The organism is Flavobacterium crocinum, from assembly GCF_003122385.1.
Taxonomy (GTDB): domain Bacteria; phylum Bacteroidota; class Bacteroidia; order Flavobacteriales; family Flavobacteriaceae; genus Flavobacterium; species Flavobacterium crocinum.
On record NZ_CP029255.1, the window covers coordinates 4,583,798 to 4,601,894 of the forward strand.

Consider the following 18,097-nt stretch of genomic DNA (forward strand, 5'->3'; position numbering starts at 1 on the left):
TTAGTCTCTTGTATTTCTTTGGGCTGCTATGCCACCGCCAGCGCCCACAGTCGCCGTTTTGGCGGCATTCCCTAGACCTTGGCTGGTGGTCCTGTCTATAATGACCTGTGCCCCCCTGTTGATTGCTGTTCTTTGATTTCTGGTCAACCCGGAGGTGTTAAATTTGCTTTCCACCGTCAATCGTCGCCCGGTAAATATGTTTTTCATGTCATGGTCAAATAATGCTTTGGCTTGTCTTCCTGTTGGAGTCCTTCCGCCAGTCATAACCTGAGCCTTGCCTTGACTGACATAACCTCGACCTCTGTATTTGATTTCTGTAATGGCTTCTCCTAATTTTCCTTTAGCGCTTCGTGATAAATTATTCGTCGAATTTTTAACGGCATTCCCTACCAATTTCCCTCCAGCTCCTAAAACAGCTCCTACGGTTCCATCAACTACAACATCTCTAACGGTTGTTTTTTGTCCCTGAATTGCTCTGCTCGCAGCACCTCCAACGGCATTAGCTCCACCAGAAACACCTGCAGTTACCAATAAACTGGCTCCTCCAGTAAATCCTGCGGCTCCTCCTACAACAGCACCTTGTACCGCGGCACCACCTACGGCTTTCCAATTATCTACTTTACCGTTTTTGTATAATTGGGTTCCTGCTTCTATTGCACCTCCTATAATACCGCCAATCAATGCTCCTGCGGCAGCAGTGGCACAATTAGGACATTCTCCATCTGGATCTACATATTTTACAGGGTTATTGTATGAAAATGCATAAGATGTTAAGTTGAATGAATTAAACCCTCCTCCGTTACTCGATTCTGGCTCATCAAAAAAGTCTTCTTTAAACATTAAAGGATCGACACTTAACCACAAACTAGCTTTCATATCGAGATACCTTGCTCCATAATAGGTTAAGTTTGTTTCTCTATCTAATTCCTTGCCGTTAAACAAATAAGGAGACGAAAACGAAGTTGCATGTTCTTCAAACAAAATCTCACCAAAAGCAATGTATTCTACGTGCTGTGAAATAGAACCATTTTTGGCTGTAATATAGGAAGTACTTCCCAAATGATCAGCATGAAAATAAAAAATATCATTTTCTGGCATTCCGGTTCCTGTAAAACCTTCTCCTGCTTGTACGGTAGTTGGTTCTATTGGAGGGCCAAATTGTACTGGCGGACCTGGAACATCTCCCGGAGCATTAAAAATTGGGTTTCTAGGCCATCCTTCCGGAGGTTCTTGATTTTCTTCTACAGGTTTAAGTACTTCACTTGGATACGGATTCCCTGTAAATTCTGGCGTAGCATAGATTCCTTGCTGTGTTGGAGGTCCTGGTGGTAAACCTAAACTTTTCACATAAGCATCTAACGCCTTTTGCTGTTCTGCACTAAGATTGGTGTAATTTACACCTCCTGCTGTTAAACCTAACGGCTGGGCAAAAGTTCCGTTACCCAATTTGCTCACAATTCGTCCACTTCCTTCAAAATAATGTTTGGTAAATTTACCTTTTCTTATTACAAAATACGGACTTACATATCCTGTATAATCATCTGTATGTATAATTGTAGCGGCGTTTTCTCCGTTTATTACAACATTTTGAGAATCGGCTGAACTTTTAATTACACGTTCTCCATTACTATCATAAGAAAATTGATAAATTCTTCCATTATCATTAATTCCCATCAGTCGATTTTCCTCGTCCCAAGTCATTTTTCTGAAACTTTGAGTTTCCGTATAACTCGTTGGGTTTCCGTTTCCATCATATAGATATTCGCGAGGATCTTCTTTAGCTGTTTCAACAATTTTACTCGGTGCATGCGGATGTAATTCGTTATCGTAAGCATAATCTAGAACATATCCTTTTTGCTCATTGTTCAGCGTATGAAGCAAATCTTTCTTTGTAATATTATGCATTTTATTATAGGACATATTCAGCTCATAACTGGCTTTGGTAAACTCTCCTTGATAAGAACCTTTTGCCGATTTTAATCTATAATAATCATCATATTGGTATTCTTGAGAAGAGGTTCCTCCTAAGCTGTTGTTTATTATTGGAGCTGTATTTTTAATGCTTAATACGTTTCCAACCCTATCATAACCATAAGCATTGTTTAGGACCTGTCTTTCTCCGCTTCTTACCTGTAACTGCTGTAATCTTCTCATTACGGCATCATAAGTATAATTCGTTTCGGTGTCGTTACCATATTTCAGGTATTTACGCTGTTCGAATTCATCATAGCTCAATTGCTTGATATAATCGTAAGTATGGCTTTCTTTTTTACCTTTCATACTTTGCAGATTTCCAGCGCGGTTATAAGTGTATTCTACTACTTCTCCATCAGGATAGGTCATTTTCTGGATACGATTCCATGTATCGTATTCAAATTGTGAAATATAAGTTTGTACATCTGTAGGCGTAATACGAAGTGTGCGAATTTCTTTTTCAACCTCTCCTAATTTCCCAAAGAAAAATTCTTGTCCTCCAGTTGCATCCTGTACAAACCACACTCTTCCTCGTCGAGATGGAGTTCCATCAGCTTTTCCATAATTATATTGTACATTATTCTGTGGATTCTTAGGGTATTTTATAAATTCTAAACGATTATAATTATAGACATATTCTACAGCACCGCCATTTGGAACGGTATTTTTTAAATCTTGCGTTATGCGTTTGGTTAAATTTCCTGCCAAATCATATTCCATAGTTGTTGTTCCAGCATCTGGATGCGTATATTCAATACGTTTTCCTACCCAGTCGTAACTCATTCTGGTAATATGATCCATGGCATCCGTTACTTTTACCGTTTCTCCCAGTGCATTAGTTTCAATCTTTGTTACCAAATCATTTTGTACAACGGCTACATTTTGCCCTGCAGCATCTGTATAAGTTGAACTTGTTCTGTTTAAAGCATCTGTCTGTGTTGTATTTAGTACTGACAGTCCATCATGATTGATAATGGTATAAGATGTTGTATTGGTGCTTCCATCTGGCAATGTTACTTTAATTGGACGCCCAACCTCATCATAATCGGTTTTAGTTGGCTCAACATTAGACACTGCTGTACTAAAATTATTATCCATCGTAGTGGTCGTGGTTGGATAGTAGGTGGCTATTGGTCTTTCTAATCCATCATAAATTATACGCCCCGAAACAACGTGAGCTTCCTGATCTGGACTTCCGGGCTGTGTAAATAAACTTGCTGTTTTCTTTACCTGCAAAGGTCTTCCTAATCCATCTGTATACGTGTAGGTTTCGATGTCTTTGTCAAGTTCTGGATCATAATTTCTAGTTTTGGCATACGGAACTTCTGCTTCTGGAAAATATTCATAAGCAATCGTGTATGGTCTGCCTGAAGCAATTTCATAAGGCCCTTTTATTGTTGATACACGACCTTTTGTATCCAAAGTATAAATAGTACTTTGATCGTTACGATCTGTTGTTTTAAGAGGCACTCCAAAACGGTAATCGAATTCTACTTTGTTCTGATAACCAAAGGCGTCTTTTATTTCGGTCATGTATTGGTGATTTTCTGAATCAAATACATATTCCAAAGTCATACGCTGTCCTTTATGATTGACAGGACCAGTAATTTTTTCGATATTTCCGTAAGTATCATATGCAATATCAGTAACAGCAATTTTATCCGCTGCACTGTAATTGCTTATCTGCGTTACTTCTGCTGTTGCAGGATTTACAGCCGCGGTTCTTTTACGTCTTAATCCTTCACTTGTGTAAACTTCTAACTGTTTTGCTATACCTCCATAATATGGATTAATGCTTTCATGATATGCTATTTTGGCTGTAACTTTATCATCAGCTGAACCATTTCCTAAATCTTCGTACTGAATGATGTTTCCGTTTGCATCATAAGTATTGAAAATATTCGTTTCTAGATATTCACCTCCTGCTTCGTAAATTTTTTCGTTGGTATGAATTAATCCAGCAAAAACTCTTTTATCGTCACATGATGGTAAATTTAATTCAGATTCCGAAATACTGGCTTGTGTAGCAACATCTACTAAGCTGTATTCATTTTCAGACTCTTTGCGTATTTTGCCATCCTTATCTAAAGTATAGCTGCGCTTTAAAAGATTTTTTCTAAAATAATCGTGATTGTGATATTCTTGAACCGTTGTCGAAAATAATGAATTATCAGACGCATCTATTTCTTCTTCGATTACCTTTTCAAAACCATAAAACTCTCTTTCGCGACGATCATGATAAGCATTTTCATATCTAAATTTAGCTATCGAATTATCAATACCATCTCCAACATGTCCATCAAAAACTGTAACGGTTTGTAAAACCCATTTAGCTGATGGATTTTCGTAACTTGGTTTTATTAGTTCGTAATCTACCGTATAACTATTTCCTGCCCCATTGGTAACGCCTTTTAATTTATTAGTCCTTTTGATATTTGATAATTGTGCTGTCAAATGTCCATCTTCTTTTGAAACCACATAATCTAAATTTCCATCACCATCAATATCCATAAAAGTTCCTTCAGAACGGTTTGTGCTCCATCCTTGGCTTCCTCCAAGAGTTGGTGTAATACGAAGCAGCCAAATAACAATGTCTATTGAGAAATTAGCATTCATTCCGTAGCTTACTCCTTTATTCTGATTCATTTCTGAATATTTCGGATAGACAACTGGTGCTGCAAAAGAATTACCTAAGTTTAAGGAAACCTGCATGGTACTTCCTTCATATTTAATTTTATCAGCAAGTCCGTCACCATTAATATCCATAAGAGATTCTTCACTATCAGATTGTGATCTTGCATAATTGGCTCCACCAGAAATAGATCCTTGTTTGATACTAAAACCTAAACCAGCACTCCAATCTGTTGATTTACCTCCATTCAAACTTTTGTGGTTCCATTTTTCTGCCGGTAAAAATCCGTATCCAGTGTTCAAATAAACATCACCAGAATCTGAAATTTTATCTGGAAGTCCATCCCCATTAATATCACTATGAATCATTGCCGCATGATCTTCTCCTTTTCCTTGAGAAGCACTTACCGCAATACTATTACCTCCCTTTTCTGCCTCTTTTGACGCGGTTTCTTTAGCAGCATCTCTTTTTACGTTAGATTTACCAACGGTCATACTAATTGAATTTGATGGAGCTCCGTGGCTGTAGCTTCCTCCAAAATTTGGTCCCTCCGTACTTGTTTTAGAATGGCTGAAGTTATCTCCCATATTGACTACTTCGTTGGAAATTTTCCCAACTGGAGCTGTAAGCTGCACATTTTCTCCACGAATATAATCTGGAAATTTATCTCCATTAAAATCGCTCATTGTTTGTGTTACGTAAGAGTCGCCATCAATTGACTTACTATAACCAACATTGGCAGGTCCAACAGACGCTCCAGCAGAAAGACTTTTACTTTTACTTTCGCTTATCATATCCAGCGCAGAAGTACTGCCGCCAGGCAGATTAGGAAGTGTAAAGTCAGTATACTCCGAAATATCATCTTCTCCCAGCCTTGATGTACCAATTGTTGGTCCTTGTATGTATATTCCTTCCTCTAAACCTTCCCATTTTGCTTTAGTATAAGACGGATTTAATGATACAAAATAACTTTTTGCAACTTCATAGTCAGTTCCTTCATAACTTTCAGGATCTGTATTTCCTAAATCGGGTGTTGTGCTGTAGGCATCTGATTTTTTTAGAAGTGTCTGATCAATAGTATTTGATGCTAAATTTCCATTAATAGCAAATCCACACCATTGACGATAATACAATCCTAAACTTCTTTCATCGTCATTCAAAAGACTATAAATACTGAAATCATCTGTAGCCTGGTTCCATACCGAAGCATTGACTATATCTGTAACTTGAACTTGAATATTTAGGGCATCAGCTTTTGGATAATTCTTAATAATAGTTATAGATCGTGCATTAGAAACTGTCATTTCTAATTGAATTGGAACTCCCAAAACAGCATCCGGATACGTAACGGAATTATCAAATGCATTATTTACCAAACTCAAAATGCCTGCTGTAATTTGATAACGATTACGTGCTAATAATGTATTATTTTGTTTAGCAGAAATAATAACATCTCCATCAAAATCATTAATATTACCTGGATATTGAGCAGGAGTTGCGAGTGTCAAATCCTGGGCTAGAATACTTAGTTTTACTTTTCCTGACGAAGTAGAAGTTACACCAGTCATATTATAATTTCCTTCTCGTTTGTTGTAAAACAAATGAGAAACTCCTAAGGGAACTTCTTTTACCAATTCTCCTGGATAAGCAGGAACAGTAACAGTCGGCGTAAAAGAAATTGTCTGCCAATTGATATTGGTTTCTGTCTGTAAGGACAATGATACCATAGTCTCAGCTTCAAATGCAGGCAGCGTAATTGATGACAAATCGAACGAACCAACCTCATTGGCTAAGAAAGTTTTTTCATAAAGAATAACTGGAATCTGAGACAAATCTAAATATGTTTTTTTGACAACCAGTTTGATGTGATCTGAGGTAACAGGTTTATTTAAAATCCCTTTCAAAACGACATTTCCTGCTACCGGCACGACTCCGCCTTCATTAGAACTGCTGAAAAAATCGGTACTTGCTTGATAAGTGACCAAGGAATACGCGTTTACATCTTGTAAAGAAGCTGGAATGGTAAAATCACTTTCTGTTGTATTTCCATTAGTTCCCCTGTCAAAGTGTTTGATCTGCGAATAAGTAATGGTTGGATCCCAGTTTACAGTGTCAAAATTCCCATCTTTAACAGAGCTAACTCTAAAATACAATCGTTCTCCTTTTTCTACGGCAATGGCCGTATTTTGTTTGCTCTTAGTACCGTAATCTGTAGCCGCAATTGCTTCGTTCCAAATTACTGTATTTCCTTTTTGAAAATACAAATGAACCCCATCGGCTTTGTCTTCACCGGCATTATTTACATATTCCTCACGTCTTTTAATTCGTTCTGGAGTAGATTCAGGAATTAATTGATATTGATGCGATACCGAAATTATCCCTTTTACAGGAGCTTCCCACATACGCACAACATCGTGAAGCGGATTTTGTTTTTCTATCTCTTCCAAAGGAATAGTTGTATAACCTGGAATAGTAACATTTCCTCCTCCAAAAACTGGTGACGGTGTACCCGCACTGCTATTCTTGAAGGTTGGGATTCCATTTTCTAATCGGTTGTAATATACCTGCCCATTACGAACAAAATCAACAAGACCATCTCCATTAAAATCCATGAAATAGGCTTTGGTTTTATTACTGGAACGCTGTTGATCAAAACCAATATTTCCATAAGTCATATTTAAATCGACACCCCAGTTAAACGAACTAGATTTTGAAAATCCTACATCACTGATATTAAGTTCTTGAAGATCTCCAAAAGCCAGCTGCCCAGTTCCTGCCAAGTTTTTTCGATAATAAACACCATTATTATTTTTGAATACTTTATCTGGCAATCCATCTCCGTCTATATCCTCTAAAGTGGCAATAGTTTCAGAATTTCCCCAGTTATTTCCTCCATGACCACCAATAGTAAATCCTTTTAAACTTCCAGCATTAGTAGCAAAACCCAGACCAAGCCTATAACTTACTCCTGTTGTAAAACCTTCTGTACTGCTTACCAGAGAATGTTTTCCTGAAAACAAAGCATTAGTAAAAGACGGAATAGAGTTGTTTTTTAAATTGTCACTTGGTACGCTCCAACTTTCTTCAGGTCCAAAAGGATTGTATTTTCCTGAAGCATCACGAACATCATCAAAGTAGTCTAATTTATTGGTGTAAAACAACTTGGACTCTGTATCATATTCTGAAACCGATTCTAACAAAGTCTTTTTAAAAGCTCCTTCTTTGTATTGCAGTTCATAACTGCGAATCATGTCGTTTTTGTAACGTACTTCAATTTTTCTTAACAATTGATTGTTTAACTGCTTAAAACCTAATCTTGCAGATAGTTGTACATCCTGACGGTTCGGTTCACCTAAATCACCATTTTTTACAAACGTAACATTGTAATTTCCTTTTTGAGAACCAAAACCTGTATAGTATATTTTTTTAAGATAAATGCCACCATCTCTTTTGTCATATTCATATTCTACCGTATTTCCGTTCAAATCAACTTGAAGACAAAGTGCCCAATACCCAATGTTTCCGTTCGCGTCTTGAAGCACACCATTTACTGAAAGTCCAGACGTTGTACCTCCATAATAACTGGCATTTCCGCTTTTATCTTTTACTACCCAATAATAATCTTTTGGTGATGCTCCTTTACGAATGATCTGCTGGAAAGCACCTTCGCGTCTTGGAAAGAACTGTTTATCTGGTGTTCTTCCAATCCATTCTGCCCTGTGTGAATTTGGTATTAAAGCTTCTCCGCTAATGGTATAACTTTCTGTTTCGTTTGCTGCATCATATCGTGGTGCTCCCCAGCGCGTTTCAATACTTACAGAAGGAACAGAAACATCCCAGCCCATTCCGGCCCAACTATGGCCGCCATCACTATCATACTGTAATTTTAAAGAAGGCTGCATTCCTCCTCTTCCATTTGGAACGACAATAGGAAAAGAAGTACTTGCAGTTCCGCGTACGTTTGGAGTTGGCGGTTCTATAGATTGAATTCCAACCAGCGGACTAGCTGCTTTTAAATCTTTTATGCTTGTTGGTGTATAACCAGAAGTTTCTGGAGATTCCGGCATTTTTACAATTCCTGCAATAAAATCGGTAAAATGTGTTGTTTTTGCTGTAATTAATCCCTGTTTAACGTCTAACGAATCTTTGCTGACTTCCTGCCAAAGACGTTTGTCTTCATCAAAATAAAATACATTTATATCCTTTTCTGTATATCCTTCTGGAATTGCCTTTTTGCTGTAAGGAAGTGAAAGTGTCGCAGCTTTTTCAAAAATGGTTCCATGAGGCAGTAATCTAAATCCTGCATTCCCATTAGTAACATTCACCATTGAAGCGTTTAAAGGTGCAATATCTATTTTTCTTAAACCACTTACCGAAATGGTAAGATTGTTTTTTAAGGCACCAACTGGAAATACTGCAGAAAAGTTTTTGTACTCTAAATTATTGGCTGTCTCAAAATTAATATCCTTAAAAACACGTTCTTTGGCATTTTCAATCGGTCTAAAACTTTCTACTTTTAAAAACTGATTTAATTCTATTTTTTCTTTTAAAATTAGACCTCTCACAGTCTCTTTTAGCACAGGAATAAACCGGGTCGTATTTTCTGCATCTAAAACCAATTCAAATTCTGGCTGATTTACATCTACAGAAATTCCTGCAATGGTAAGTTTCTTTATTTTGGATGGAAAATTTGTCCCTTTTATGTACAATTTATTTGCTGCTTTCAGGAGTTTAAAATTATTTTCTTCTGGAATATTTTTTTTATATACTATTCGTACGTTTTTAATTTTATATCCATTTGAAACTCCTTCTGGCGCTGTAAACAATAAAACGTTATCACCAGTTCGAAGAGAATTCTCAGATAATAATTCGGCTTGTTTGGTCCAGGCTTTATTTTGCGATACAAATTGTCCTCCAATACTTGGTTCATTGTTTAGACTTCTTGAGATCGATGCTGTCTCATCGTAACCAAACAAATCATATTCCAGATAGGCATTTTCATCAGCTTGCGGTAATTCATCAATTTTAAGATGAAAAACATTATCATAAGCATCATCCACTTCATCAAGGCTGTTGATTCCTATAATTCCTTGTTCAATATCAGCAGAAAATAATTTTGTGCCTTTACTTTCATTCTTTACCTCAATATCAGCATCTGATTTTGATTCTGAAATCGCGGATTCTTTTTCTGAAAACTTATCCGTAATAAAAGAAGGAATTTTATAATCACCTAAATTGGAAGCAAACAAAAATGTACCTATTAAAAATAGCAGGAATATAATTTTCTTTTTCATAGAGCTGGTTAATCGATTGCTAATAATCGGTTTATATTATATTTCGTTCTGCAGGAAGAATTTTTCTTCGACTGTAGAATTATTTCACAATAACTTTAAAGGCTTTAGTGCTAAAATCTGATTTTACCTGTACCAGATACATTCCAGAAGGCGCTGTGATAGTATCTTCATGCAGATAAGTTTCGATCTGGCTGTATTTTTTTTCTTTTAAAAGCGATCCCGTCAAAGAATAAATACTGATTGTGGCATTTGTCTTTTTAGCAAACTGCATTGCAAGAGCAAATTTACCGTCGGGTGTAGGATTTGGATATAAGATCAAAACACTGCGATCTGTAATTTCCTGACCGTCTGTTAGCACACTAATTTTCTTAGACGTTTTACATTCTAGATCATTTATCAATCTCAGCTCGTAATCGCCGGCTTGATCTATTAGAATTTTTGGATTATCATCAACAAAATTACCTTCGTAAAACCATTCATATTGATAATTTCCCGTTGGAAGATCCTTACTTGCATCCAAAAGCACCGCATTACCATCTGTCAATAAATACTCCGATTTCAGGTTAGGAAAAGTTCCTTCTTTATCGGCAACAAATACTGTTTCAGCATACAGATTGCCTCTTTTATCTTTTACGATATAATCATAAGTTCCCGAAGAAAGCTGCACTCCACTCTGACTTTTTGCCGCCTGATTCCATTGTTTTACAACGGCTTCACTTCCCTCTTTTTTAACCGTAACAGTAAAAGGTGCTTCACCTCCTTCAATAGTATAATTTAATTCACCTGACCCTGTTACACCACAAATGGCTTCTGTAATCCAGACTCTGCTGAACATTTCTGGTGCTACTTTTAAAGTAAATTTTGCTGTTCCAGATTTATGTTTGTTCCAATCAAAATCATTTAAAACTAATTTCCCTGTACTGGCAGTACTAGCCAAACGTATATATTCTGAATCATTCTCATCATAAGTTCCTTTTCCCGAATAATCAACCAATAACCAGTAATAAGTATCTTTAGGCAGCGTTCCTTTTATAAAAGATGGGTTAAAAGACCAGTCTAAACTCAAATCTGATGGATTTGTAAAATCCAATTGCCATTCTCTCGAAACACCAATCGGCTCTCCTTGTTCTTGTTTTTTAACTAGAAGATTTTTACCATTATCACTCCAAAAAGTAAAGTAATTATTAGGAATCGTATTTGTTTTACTTTTCATTTCTATTGTCAAAAGCCCTTCTTCTGCCATATTACTGCTCTTTACTTGCAGCAATCCGCTGGCATCATCACGACCAACTGCGGTTATAGAAGATGTAAATCCTTTATGTTTATCGACATCCCAAATAGTTTCTCCTTTACTGTTTAAGTAGTTTTTATTATCAAACTGGGAAAGTGAAATTCCGTATTTTACAGCCAAATAACTTGCTGCTTTTTGAGTTTCTACACCATTTAAAACACGGCTGTAAACCAAAATTTCGCTTATGCTTCCTTTAAAATCTTCTGGCGGTAGTTTTTCTGATTTTGATTTCTGGCCAATAATAAGCGATGACAACTTTGCAACACTATCAGTAACATGCTGTTGAAAGAAATGAATATTGGCTTTATGGGGTTTGATTTTTTCCTGATAGGACTGGTAAGAATATTTCTTTAAATCGACCAATCTTTTATTTGTTGCCGTAGCTATTATTTTTTGAGGATCATTTATGGTCCATAAAAACTGTTCCTTTAAACTGTCTTTTACTTTATACACCATAAAAAGGGTATGACGTCTTTTGCTGTTAACGCCTAACGGAACAATTAATGAATCATGGGCAGTATCAAAAACAATACTTGGATTAAAATTAAAAACAGCTCCATCTTGTTTTTGAAGAGATACTTTTGCTTCTTTATTGTCTACAAGACTCTCCCAGTAATAACTTTCGCCTGCACTTTTAGATTTTAACCAAAAAAAAGGTTCTGAAACAGCTCCGGGCAGTACTTTTTGCTGCGAGAATGTCAAACTTACAGTAAATACTGTGATTAAAATTACCAGTAAAAAAATCTTTTTATTCATAGTAAAACTGATTGTTACGATGCTGTTTTTCTAAAAATTCCCTAAATCATCAAAGTCAAAAGAGTAACCTATAATCAATGAAATACTATTGACTTTGTTTTTGTTTTCGCTGTAGCGATGTCCATTTTCTTCCGTCATTAAAGCATCCGAAAGTCCAATGGTATATCGTGCTCCAATAGAAAAGTTAGAGCTAAATTCGTATCCTGCTGCAAGCATTCCGTAGAAGTAATTTTTGCCACTCAAAGATTCTCTCAGTACTTTTTGAACATTTGCATCTGTTTCAAAAGGAACTCCTGATTCAGCAAATATTTCCTGTGCATTTGATGAATATTTGATATTATCACCCGAGATATTAAATCCGATATATGGACCCGCTCCAATGTAAAATCCTTTGTAAGGATAAAACTTAAGCTGTGCCCCCACATTAATATAGTTGAAAGCAAAAGTCATTTTATATTTCAGTCCTTTGATATCTTCATAATTCAAATCTGTTGACTGACCAGAATAAGAAACCTCAGTTTGAATTGCCAATTTTGCATAAGGATATTTCCAGTTAATGAAAAAACCGCCAGCTCCTCCAAATTTTCCTTCCTCTTTTAAAGTGTAACCGTCGTAAATACCTTTTGGCACAATAACGTCTGGAAGATTAGACATTTTCGAATAAATACCTCCCGCAAAAAGGCCGTAAGTAATTTCTCTCTCGCTTTGCGCGAAAACAGATTTTGTGTTTATCAATAAAAACAGAAGAATAATTTTTTTCATTATTTTTTAATTACCATTTATGAAAACTATAGCCTAAAGAAAAACAAAAAACACTGCTTTTGTTTTGGTTCTCTATAAACTGGAAAGAAGATGCATTACTTTTAACCATATCTTTTACACCCAGATAATAGCGAAAATCGAAGTGAATACTTTTATGAAGCTCATAACCCAATGCAAAACAAAGCGCAAAATCATCAGCACCATCAAGACCATCTTTGTAGAACTGTCTTGTTGCTACATCATACATTCCGTCCGCTTCATTAGAAGAATAACTAATATCATTAGCAGATAAATTGACTCCGTAGAAAGCTCCAAATCCCAGATTTAAACCTTCGTAAGGATAAACTTTGTATAAAGCACCTATTTCTAAATAAGCATAATTAAGTCCGAGTTCAAATTCTTTCCCAACAACATCTCGATATTTCACGGTTTCTCCAGACTGTCTGAATAAGATTTCAGGCTGTATAGCAACACGAGTATCATACAGTTTACAGTTAAGAAAAAATCCCGTTTCAAGACCATATTTGCCTTTGCTTTCCAGAGTACTGTTGTCAAAAGTATTATCACGGCCTTTTATCGTTTCAGGCAGATTACTAAAGGAGGAATGAATACCACCCACTTTTAATCCGTAGGTAATATTGGTTTCATTTTGACTATAAAGGCTTATGTTAAAAAAAAAACTTAATATTATTAAGTGGAATATTACTTTCATTAAAAAAATTTTTACGAATATAAATATTAAATATAGTTTTGACCAACAAAAAGCCGACAAAATAGGCGATAAATCCGACAATATACCTGATTTCATGTAACAAATAATTTGAAGATTACTTCTATATTTGCTTGATTCATAGAAAAATCACTCTACATATTTCTTTCATAAATTAAAAAGATCATGAAACATCCTATTTTTTTTCTGTTTATTTTGATGTTGTTTAGTAGTACTCTTCAGGCAAAATACCTTAGAGCAACTTTATTTATGGAAAATGGGGTTATCAAAAAAGGCTTGGCAGAAAAAGTACAAAGCACCGATTCAAAAGTTAATTTCAAGACTGACGATGCGAGCAAAATAGAAAAAATAGCAAGCAGGGAAATCAAAAGAATTGAGTTTGAAGATGCTGATGGTACCACCTATATAGCTGAAAATTTATATGCTGTAACAGCAAACATTTTAAGTGGAAAGTTTTCGAGATCAAATAAAAAAAAGTGGTTTTATATGATCTATGATAAAAATGCGAGAATCGGCTATATTACAGAAACGGGCAGTAACAGGCCCAATGCAGGAGGAACCAGCAGAGTGATTACTTATGGAAATACTGCTTATTTTTTTGGAAAGAAAGACAGTGAAGAACTCGTTTTTGGTTATTCAGAATCCAGCGGCAGTAATCTGGCTGTAGGCACCGATTCATTAATCCGCAAAATGGCTGCTGAAGCTTTTGGAGACTGCCCGCATATAATGGACGCCATACAAAAAACAGATTTCGGCCAAACGCAGGCAATAGATCAGCTCAAAGCGATTTTTGAACATAATACCTGCCCATGATCCTATCCATAATGAGCGGAAATCCAGCAGGTCCGGAACCAGGGAACAAACCCTCTGTGTTTTGAAATCACTGCCACTGAAAAGATATTCCCCAAGCCAAAACCGGCGATGTATATCCTATAATTTTTTGTATCTTTAAATTAGTAGTTGTTTTAGATAATTTTCTCCCGACACAGGTCTTTCCATAGTTAAATGGTCCGAAGTAAAATTAAATCTAAAAATTATGAAAATCGTAATTAGGATCGGTATGTTCAGCCTGAACGCTGAAAGATAGAAATCCAGCAAAATCAATTACTAGAGAGTTTTGGTTCGAAACTGTATACATTTTGTCAACACTATTTCAAATTATTACTAAAAACTGAAAACCGAAACATAAAATGGATTAAGCCTTTTAGCCCCGATAGCAGTGGAAATACTTATGTGCCGGTGTTCGACACGCAAGATTGCAACGCATAACGGGAAAAGCTCAAAAACTAATATCTCATTGCGTAATGGAAATTGCATTTATCTTCGATCTACCCTACAGCTAAAACAATAAAAACTAACTAACTTTTTAATAATTCTCTCAATTAAATAAATGATTTTACGCCGAACCATCTTCATCATTACTGGCCAAAATAGAAAACATAAAAAATCTAAAACTAACCCACAAAAGCTCAAATAAAAAAACAGCCCAAAGGCTGTACTAATTTCTTATGCTATTTAATTATGAATATCTGATTTTGATTAGAGGCAATAATTAACCACCAATATATCTGATACATTGCCCAAAAGCAATTTATGTCTTGTTAAAAAAAAAAGAGGCGGCCATTAGGCCATCTCTTCTATTTACTCCGTAAGCAAAATTATATTCTTTTAAGGTTCTTCAAGCTATTAGTTTATAAAACCTAAACTGTAACAAGGCCCTTAAGACAATAAAAACAATTCGGAAAATTCTATGTTTTCGCCATTTTTCACAAAATCGATCTGAAGTGGAAGATAAATTAAATCCTTTACACCTTTTATAACCACAGCGTTATCTAATTGCTCAATTTTCCTGAACATTACCAAAAAAAACTCCATACCGTTTGAAGCTGTTTCCAAATGTCTTTTCAGAACAATTTCATCATTTCTTTCCAACGTAAAATTAGCTTCCATATTAAACTCCTTAAAATTGACCCAAATTGACGCCCTGTATTGTTCTCCAAACAAAACCACATCGGTTTCAACCATACGATAGTCAGCACATAACTTCATTTCAAGTCCTTTTCTATAGGCATAATCGCTTGAAATTTTGAGACTTTCATTTTTAAGTTCGGCAGCAGCAAACTGAAGCATATCATAAGCTTCTTTCCAAATCAAAAGTTTTTGATCGTAAAAATCCAATTTTAGAAAATAATCATAATCAATAACCTTTTTATAGGTAAACTGTCCTCCATAGTAGTGGAGAAAGTATGGTTTTCCATAAGCTTTCTGAAGCTTTTCAGAACTTTCATAGAAGAATAAGTTCAGGTATTTTATTTTCTTTCCATTGTATTTATCACTAAGTAGCCTGTTCATTAATATGGACAATGGAGTGAATTTATCATCTAAGGTCTTGATTGAGTCAATACCGTCATTAAATCCAAAGAGTGTTCTTTCTATCACTAATTTCATTTTTTATTCAATTTATATATTTCTAAGGCCTAATTCTTAGACCAGTCTCAAAATTTCTTGGGTACGGATAGATCATGCCAGGTATTTTCCATGTACCAGTTGAGTTAAAGTGCAAACTTCTCAGGTATGTCTCGTTAATATGGGCCTGGAATTTCGGCAGCACCTCCGAAACTACAGATGTAGCTCCTTCACCAGCCATTTTCAAAGACTGATTCATTCTTATAAGATCTGCATCTGAAACACCAAATTTAAACAAATTTCCCTCACCATCATAAATGGTGTAATTAACACTAGGTTTCATGGAAGCTGATGACGTTGTAAATTCTATGGGAGAGTCTGCAACTGCTGTGTTGCTCATATTAATGGGTTCTGATTGGCTTTTTAAGGATTTATCATACTTCATCTGAGCATCTTTAGTTGCATTATTGATATTTCCTGCAACAATAGAAGCTGAAGGTTTAACCTCTGTACCGAACCAAATTCCTGAACCGCTGGCTTTAGCCGCTGAAAATCCGGAAATACCTCCTCCAACTGCACCGAAAGCTGCTGCCATGCCCAAACCTTCATTCCAGTCTCTGCCGGATATCACATTGGTCATTGCTCCTAGGGTAGCTGAAGTACCAGCGCCTGATAACGCACCAGGAATGATTCCAACTGCCCCTATAGCTGTACTCATATACGCCCCGGCAGCGCCTGAGATAAACCAAAGTTAATTTCTTGTCTGAGGATTCTGAATCTAAATTTTATATTATTGAAGGTAATTTTAACTGTACTTTCCTCTCCTTCACCGGCCAAAACAACAATTAAAAAAGTTTCAGAAAAAAACATAAACAAAACTAACTAACTAACTAACTAACTAACTAACTAACTAACTAACTAACTAACTAACTAACTAACTAACTAACTAACTAACTAACTAACTAACTAACTAACTAACTAACTAACTAACTAACTAACTAACTAACTAACTAACTAACTAACTAACTAACTAAAGAACAGCCCAATCTCCATAACATAAACAAGAAAAACGTTTCTAAAAGTATTACGGCCGTACATCAGCCCTGGAAGCATTTCTAAAAATAAAAAAGTAGCCCTTGTATGATTTGAGCATTTTTTTATGTTAATTTGTTTTAACAACCGTTTAACAAACCTAAAATCTATGCTATCCGAAATCCAAGGACTCCATGATGTATGGATGGCCAACCGTACAGCCAGTAAAACCAAAGCAAGAATCTCATTTGACGATCTTACCAATTCCATTATCAGCACCGGGCCTTTTTCCTTCTATATCATTGATTTTTTTGACATGTCCCTCTCCCATATCAGCCCTTCCATTTATGAAATGCACGGCTTCGATCCGCAGACCATTACCTTCAATGACATACTTGGGGCGATCCATCCCGAAGACGTGGAATTTGTGATCAAGGCCGAAGACTTTCTGACGAAATTCTTTTATGAGAATGTGGGACGCGAAAAACTGCTTACTTATAAGATCAGCTACAGCCACAGGGCGAGATTAAAAAACGGCGAATATGCCCTGTTCAACCATCAGGCCTTGATGCTGACAATGGATGATAACGGCGGATACGGAAAATCACTGAACATACATACACGCATCGATCACCTCAGTAATCATAACACCTATAAAATATCCCTTATAGGCCTGAACGGCGAGCCCTCTTTCATGAATCTGAGCCTTGATGGGACAGACAGGAAAAACAGGGAATTCTCCAAAAGAGAAATGGATATCATCAGACTGTTGGGAGAAGGCCTGAACAATGATGAAATAGGCAGAAAACTCTTCATCAGCCCGCTCACGGTAAAAAAACACCGCAACAACATACTGGCCAAATCGGATTCAAAAAATACGGCTGAACTTATAAAAAACTGCATGCTGCAGGGAATTATTTAAAACCGCCTGAAAAATACTCCTTTTGGAGTATTTTTTCTATTTTATGCATCATCTAACTTTGTAGATGTCTTCAGTCCGGATTTAATAAAAAAACACATGTGCTGAAAAGCATATTTTTTTTTACTTTTTAAAATTTCCAATACTTGCGGCGTGCTGCGGCGTTCCGCACGGACTGAAATAATATAAAACGGATTTTTCAGCTGATGACACTTGCACTGGAAAGGCATGCAGGATTCAGTTTCATCGGCGGACATTCTCTTTTATGCGCCATCTGAAGCAGGTAATATAAAAAAATAGC

Annotated in this window: 8 protein-coding genes; 2 read left to right on the forward strand and 6 right to left on the reverse strand. The window is 36.1% G+C overall.

Annotation, left to right across the window (positions count from 1 at the left end):
* The 4 genes from HYN56_RS19840 to HYN56_RS19855 all read right to left on the reverse strand — a co-directional run bounded on the left by HYN56_RS19840 (position 1) and on the right by HYN56_RS19855 (position 13,421).
* Positions 1–9,900 carry a SpvB/TcaC N-terminal domain-containing protein gene (locus HYN56_RS19840; protein ID WP_109193773.1) on the reverse strand — a complete coding sequence of 3,300 codons (9,900 nt, stop codon included), beginning with the start codon at positions 9,898–9,900 and terminating at the stop codon, positions 1–3.
* A 79-nt stretch (positions 9,901–9,979) separates the two neighbouring features.
* A complete protein-coding gene (locus tag HYN56_RS19845) occupies positions 9,980–11,947 on the reverse strand; it encodes a T9SS type A sorting domain-containing protein (RefSeq protein WP_109193774.1) in 1,968 nt (655 codons plus the stop codon).
* Positions 11,948–11,977: 30 nt separating this feature from the next.
* Entirely contained in the window at positions 11,978–12,709 is a 732-nt protein-coding gene (locus HYN56_RS19850) for an outer membrane beta-barrel protein (protein ID WP_240622596.1), read from the reverse strand.
* A gap of 10 nt (positions 12,710–12,719) precedes the next feature.
* Positions 12,720–13,421 carry an outer membrane beta-barrel protein gene (locus HYN56_RS19855; protein ID WP_109193775.1) on the reverse strand — a complete coding sequence of 234 codons (702 nt, stop codon included), beginning with the start codon at positions 13,419–13,421 and terminating at the stop codon, positions 12,720–12,722.
* Positions 13,422–13,604: 183 nt separating this feature from the next.
* Here HYN56_RS19855 and HYN56_RS19860 point away from each other — a divergent pair, with 183 nt between their 5' ends.
* Complete coding sequence (locus HYN56_RS19860; RefSeq protein WP_109193776.1) at positions 13,605–14,252, forward strand: hypothetical protein; 648 nt, start codon at positions 13,605–13,607, stop codon at positions 14,250–14,252.
* Positions 14,253–15,158: 906 nt separating this feature from the next.
* Here HYN56_RS19860 and HYN56_RS19865 read toward each other — a convergent pair.
* Positions 15,159–15,887 carry a hypothetical protein gene (locus tag HYN56_RS19865; RefSeq protein WP_109193777.1) on the reverse strand — a complete coding sequence of 243 codons (729 nt, stop codon included), beginning with the start codon at positions 15,885–15,887 and terminating at the stop codon, positions 15,159–15,161.
* A 22-nt stretch (positions 15,888–15,909) separates the two neighbouring features.
* Positions 15,910–16,563, reverse strand: a complete 654-nt coding sequence (locus HYN56_RS19870) for a hypothetical protein (RefSeq protein WP_109193778.1) — start codon at positions 16,561–16,563, stop codon at positions 15,910–15,912.
* A 483-nt stretch (positions 16,564–17,046) separates the two neighbouring features.
* On the opposite strand from HYN56_RS19870, the gene HYN56_RS19875 reads away from it, so the two are divergent.
* On the forward strand, positions 17,047–17,799 hold the full coding sequence (locus HYN56_RS19875; RefSeq protein ID WP_109194878.1) for a LuxR C-terminal-related transcriptional regulator: 753 nt from the start codon (positions 17,047–17,049) through the stop codon (positions 17,797–17,799).
* The last annotated feature ends 298 nt before the right edge of the window (positions 17,800–18,097 follow it).

Coding starts and splice junctions, on each gene's coding strand:
- HYN56_RS19840 (WP_109193773.1), bottom strand. CDS start 9,900: ATGAAAAAGAAAATTATATTCCTGCTATTTTTAATAGGTACATTTTTG.
- HYN56_RS19845 (WP_109193774.1), bottom strand. CDS start 11,947: ATGAATAAAAAGATTTTTTTACTGGTAATTTTAATCACAGTATTTACT.
- HYN56_RS19850 (WP_240622596.1), bottom strand. CDS start 12,709: ATGAAAAAAATTATTCTTCTGTTTTTATTGATAAACACAAAATCTGTT.
- HYN56_RS19855 (WP_109193775.1), bottom strand. CDS start 13,421: ATGAAAGTAATATTCCACTTAATAATATTAAGTTTTTTTTTTAACATA.
- HYN56_RS19860 (WP_109193776.1), top strand. CDS start 13,605: ATGAAACATCCTATTTTTTTTCTGTTTATTTTGATGTTGTTTAGTAGT.
- HYN56_RS19865 (WP_109193777.1), bottom strand. CDS start 15,887: ATGAAATTAGTGATAGAAAGAACACTCTTTGGATTTAATGACGGTATT.
- HYN56_RS19870 (WP_109193778.1), bottom strand. CDS start 16,563: ATGAGTACAGCTATAGGGGCAGTTGGAATCATTCCTGGTGCGTTATCA.
- HYN56_RS19875 (WP_109194878.1), top strand. CDS start 17,047: ATGCTATCCGAAATCCAAGGACTCCATGATGTATGGATGGCCAACCGT.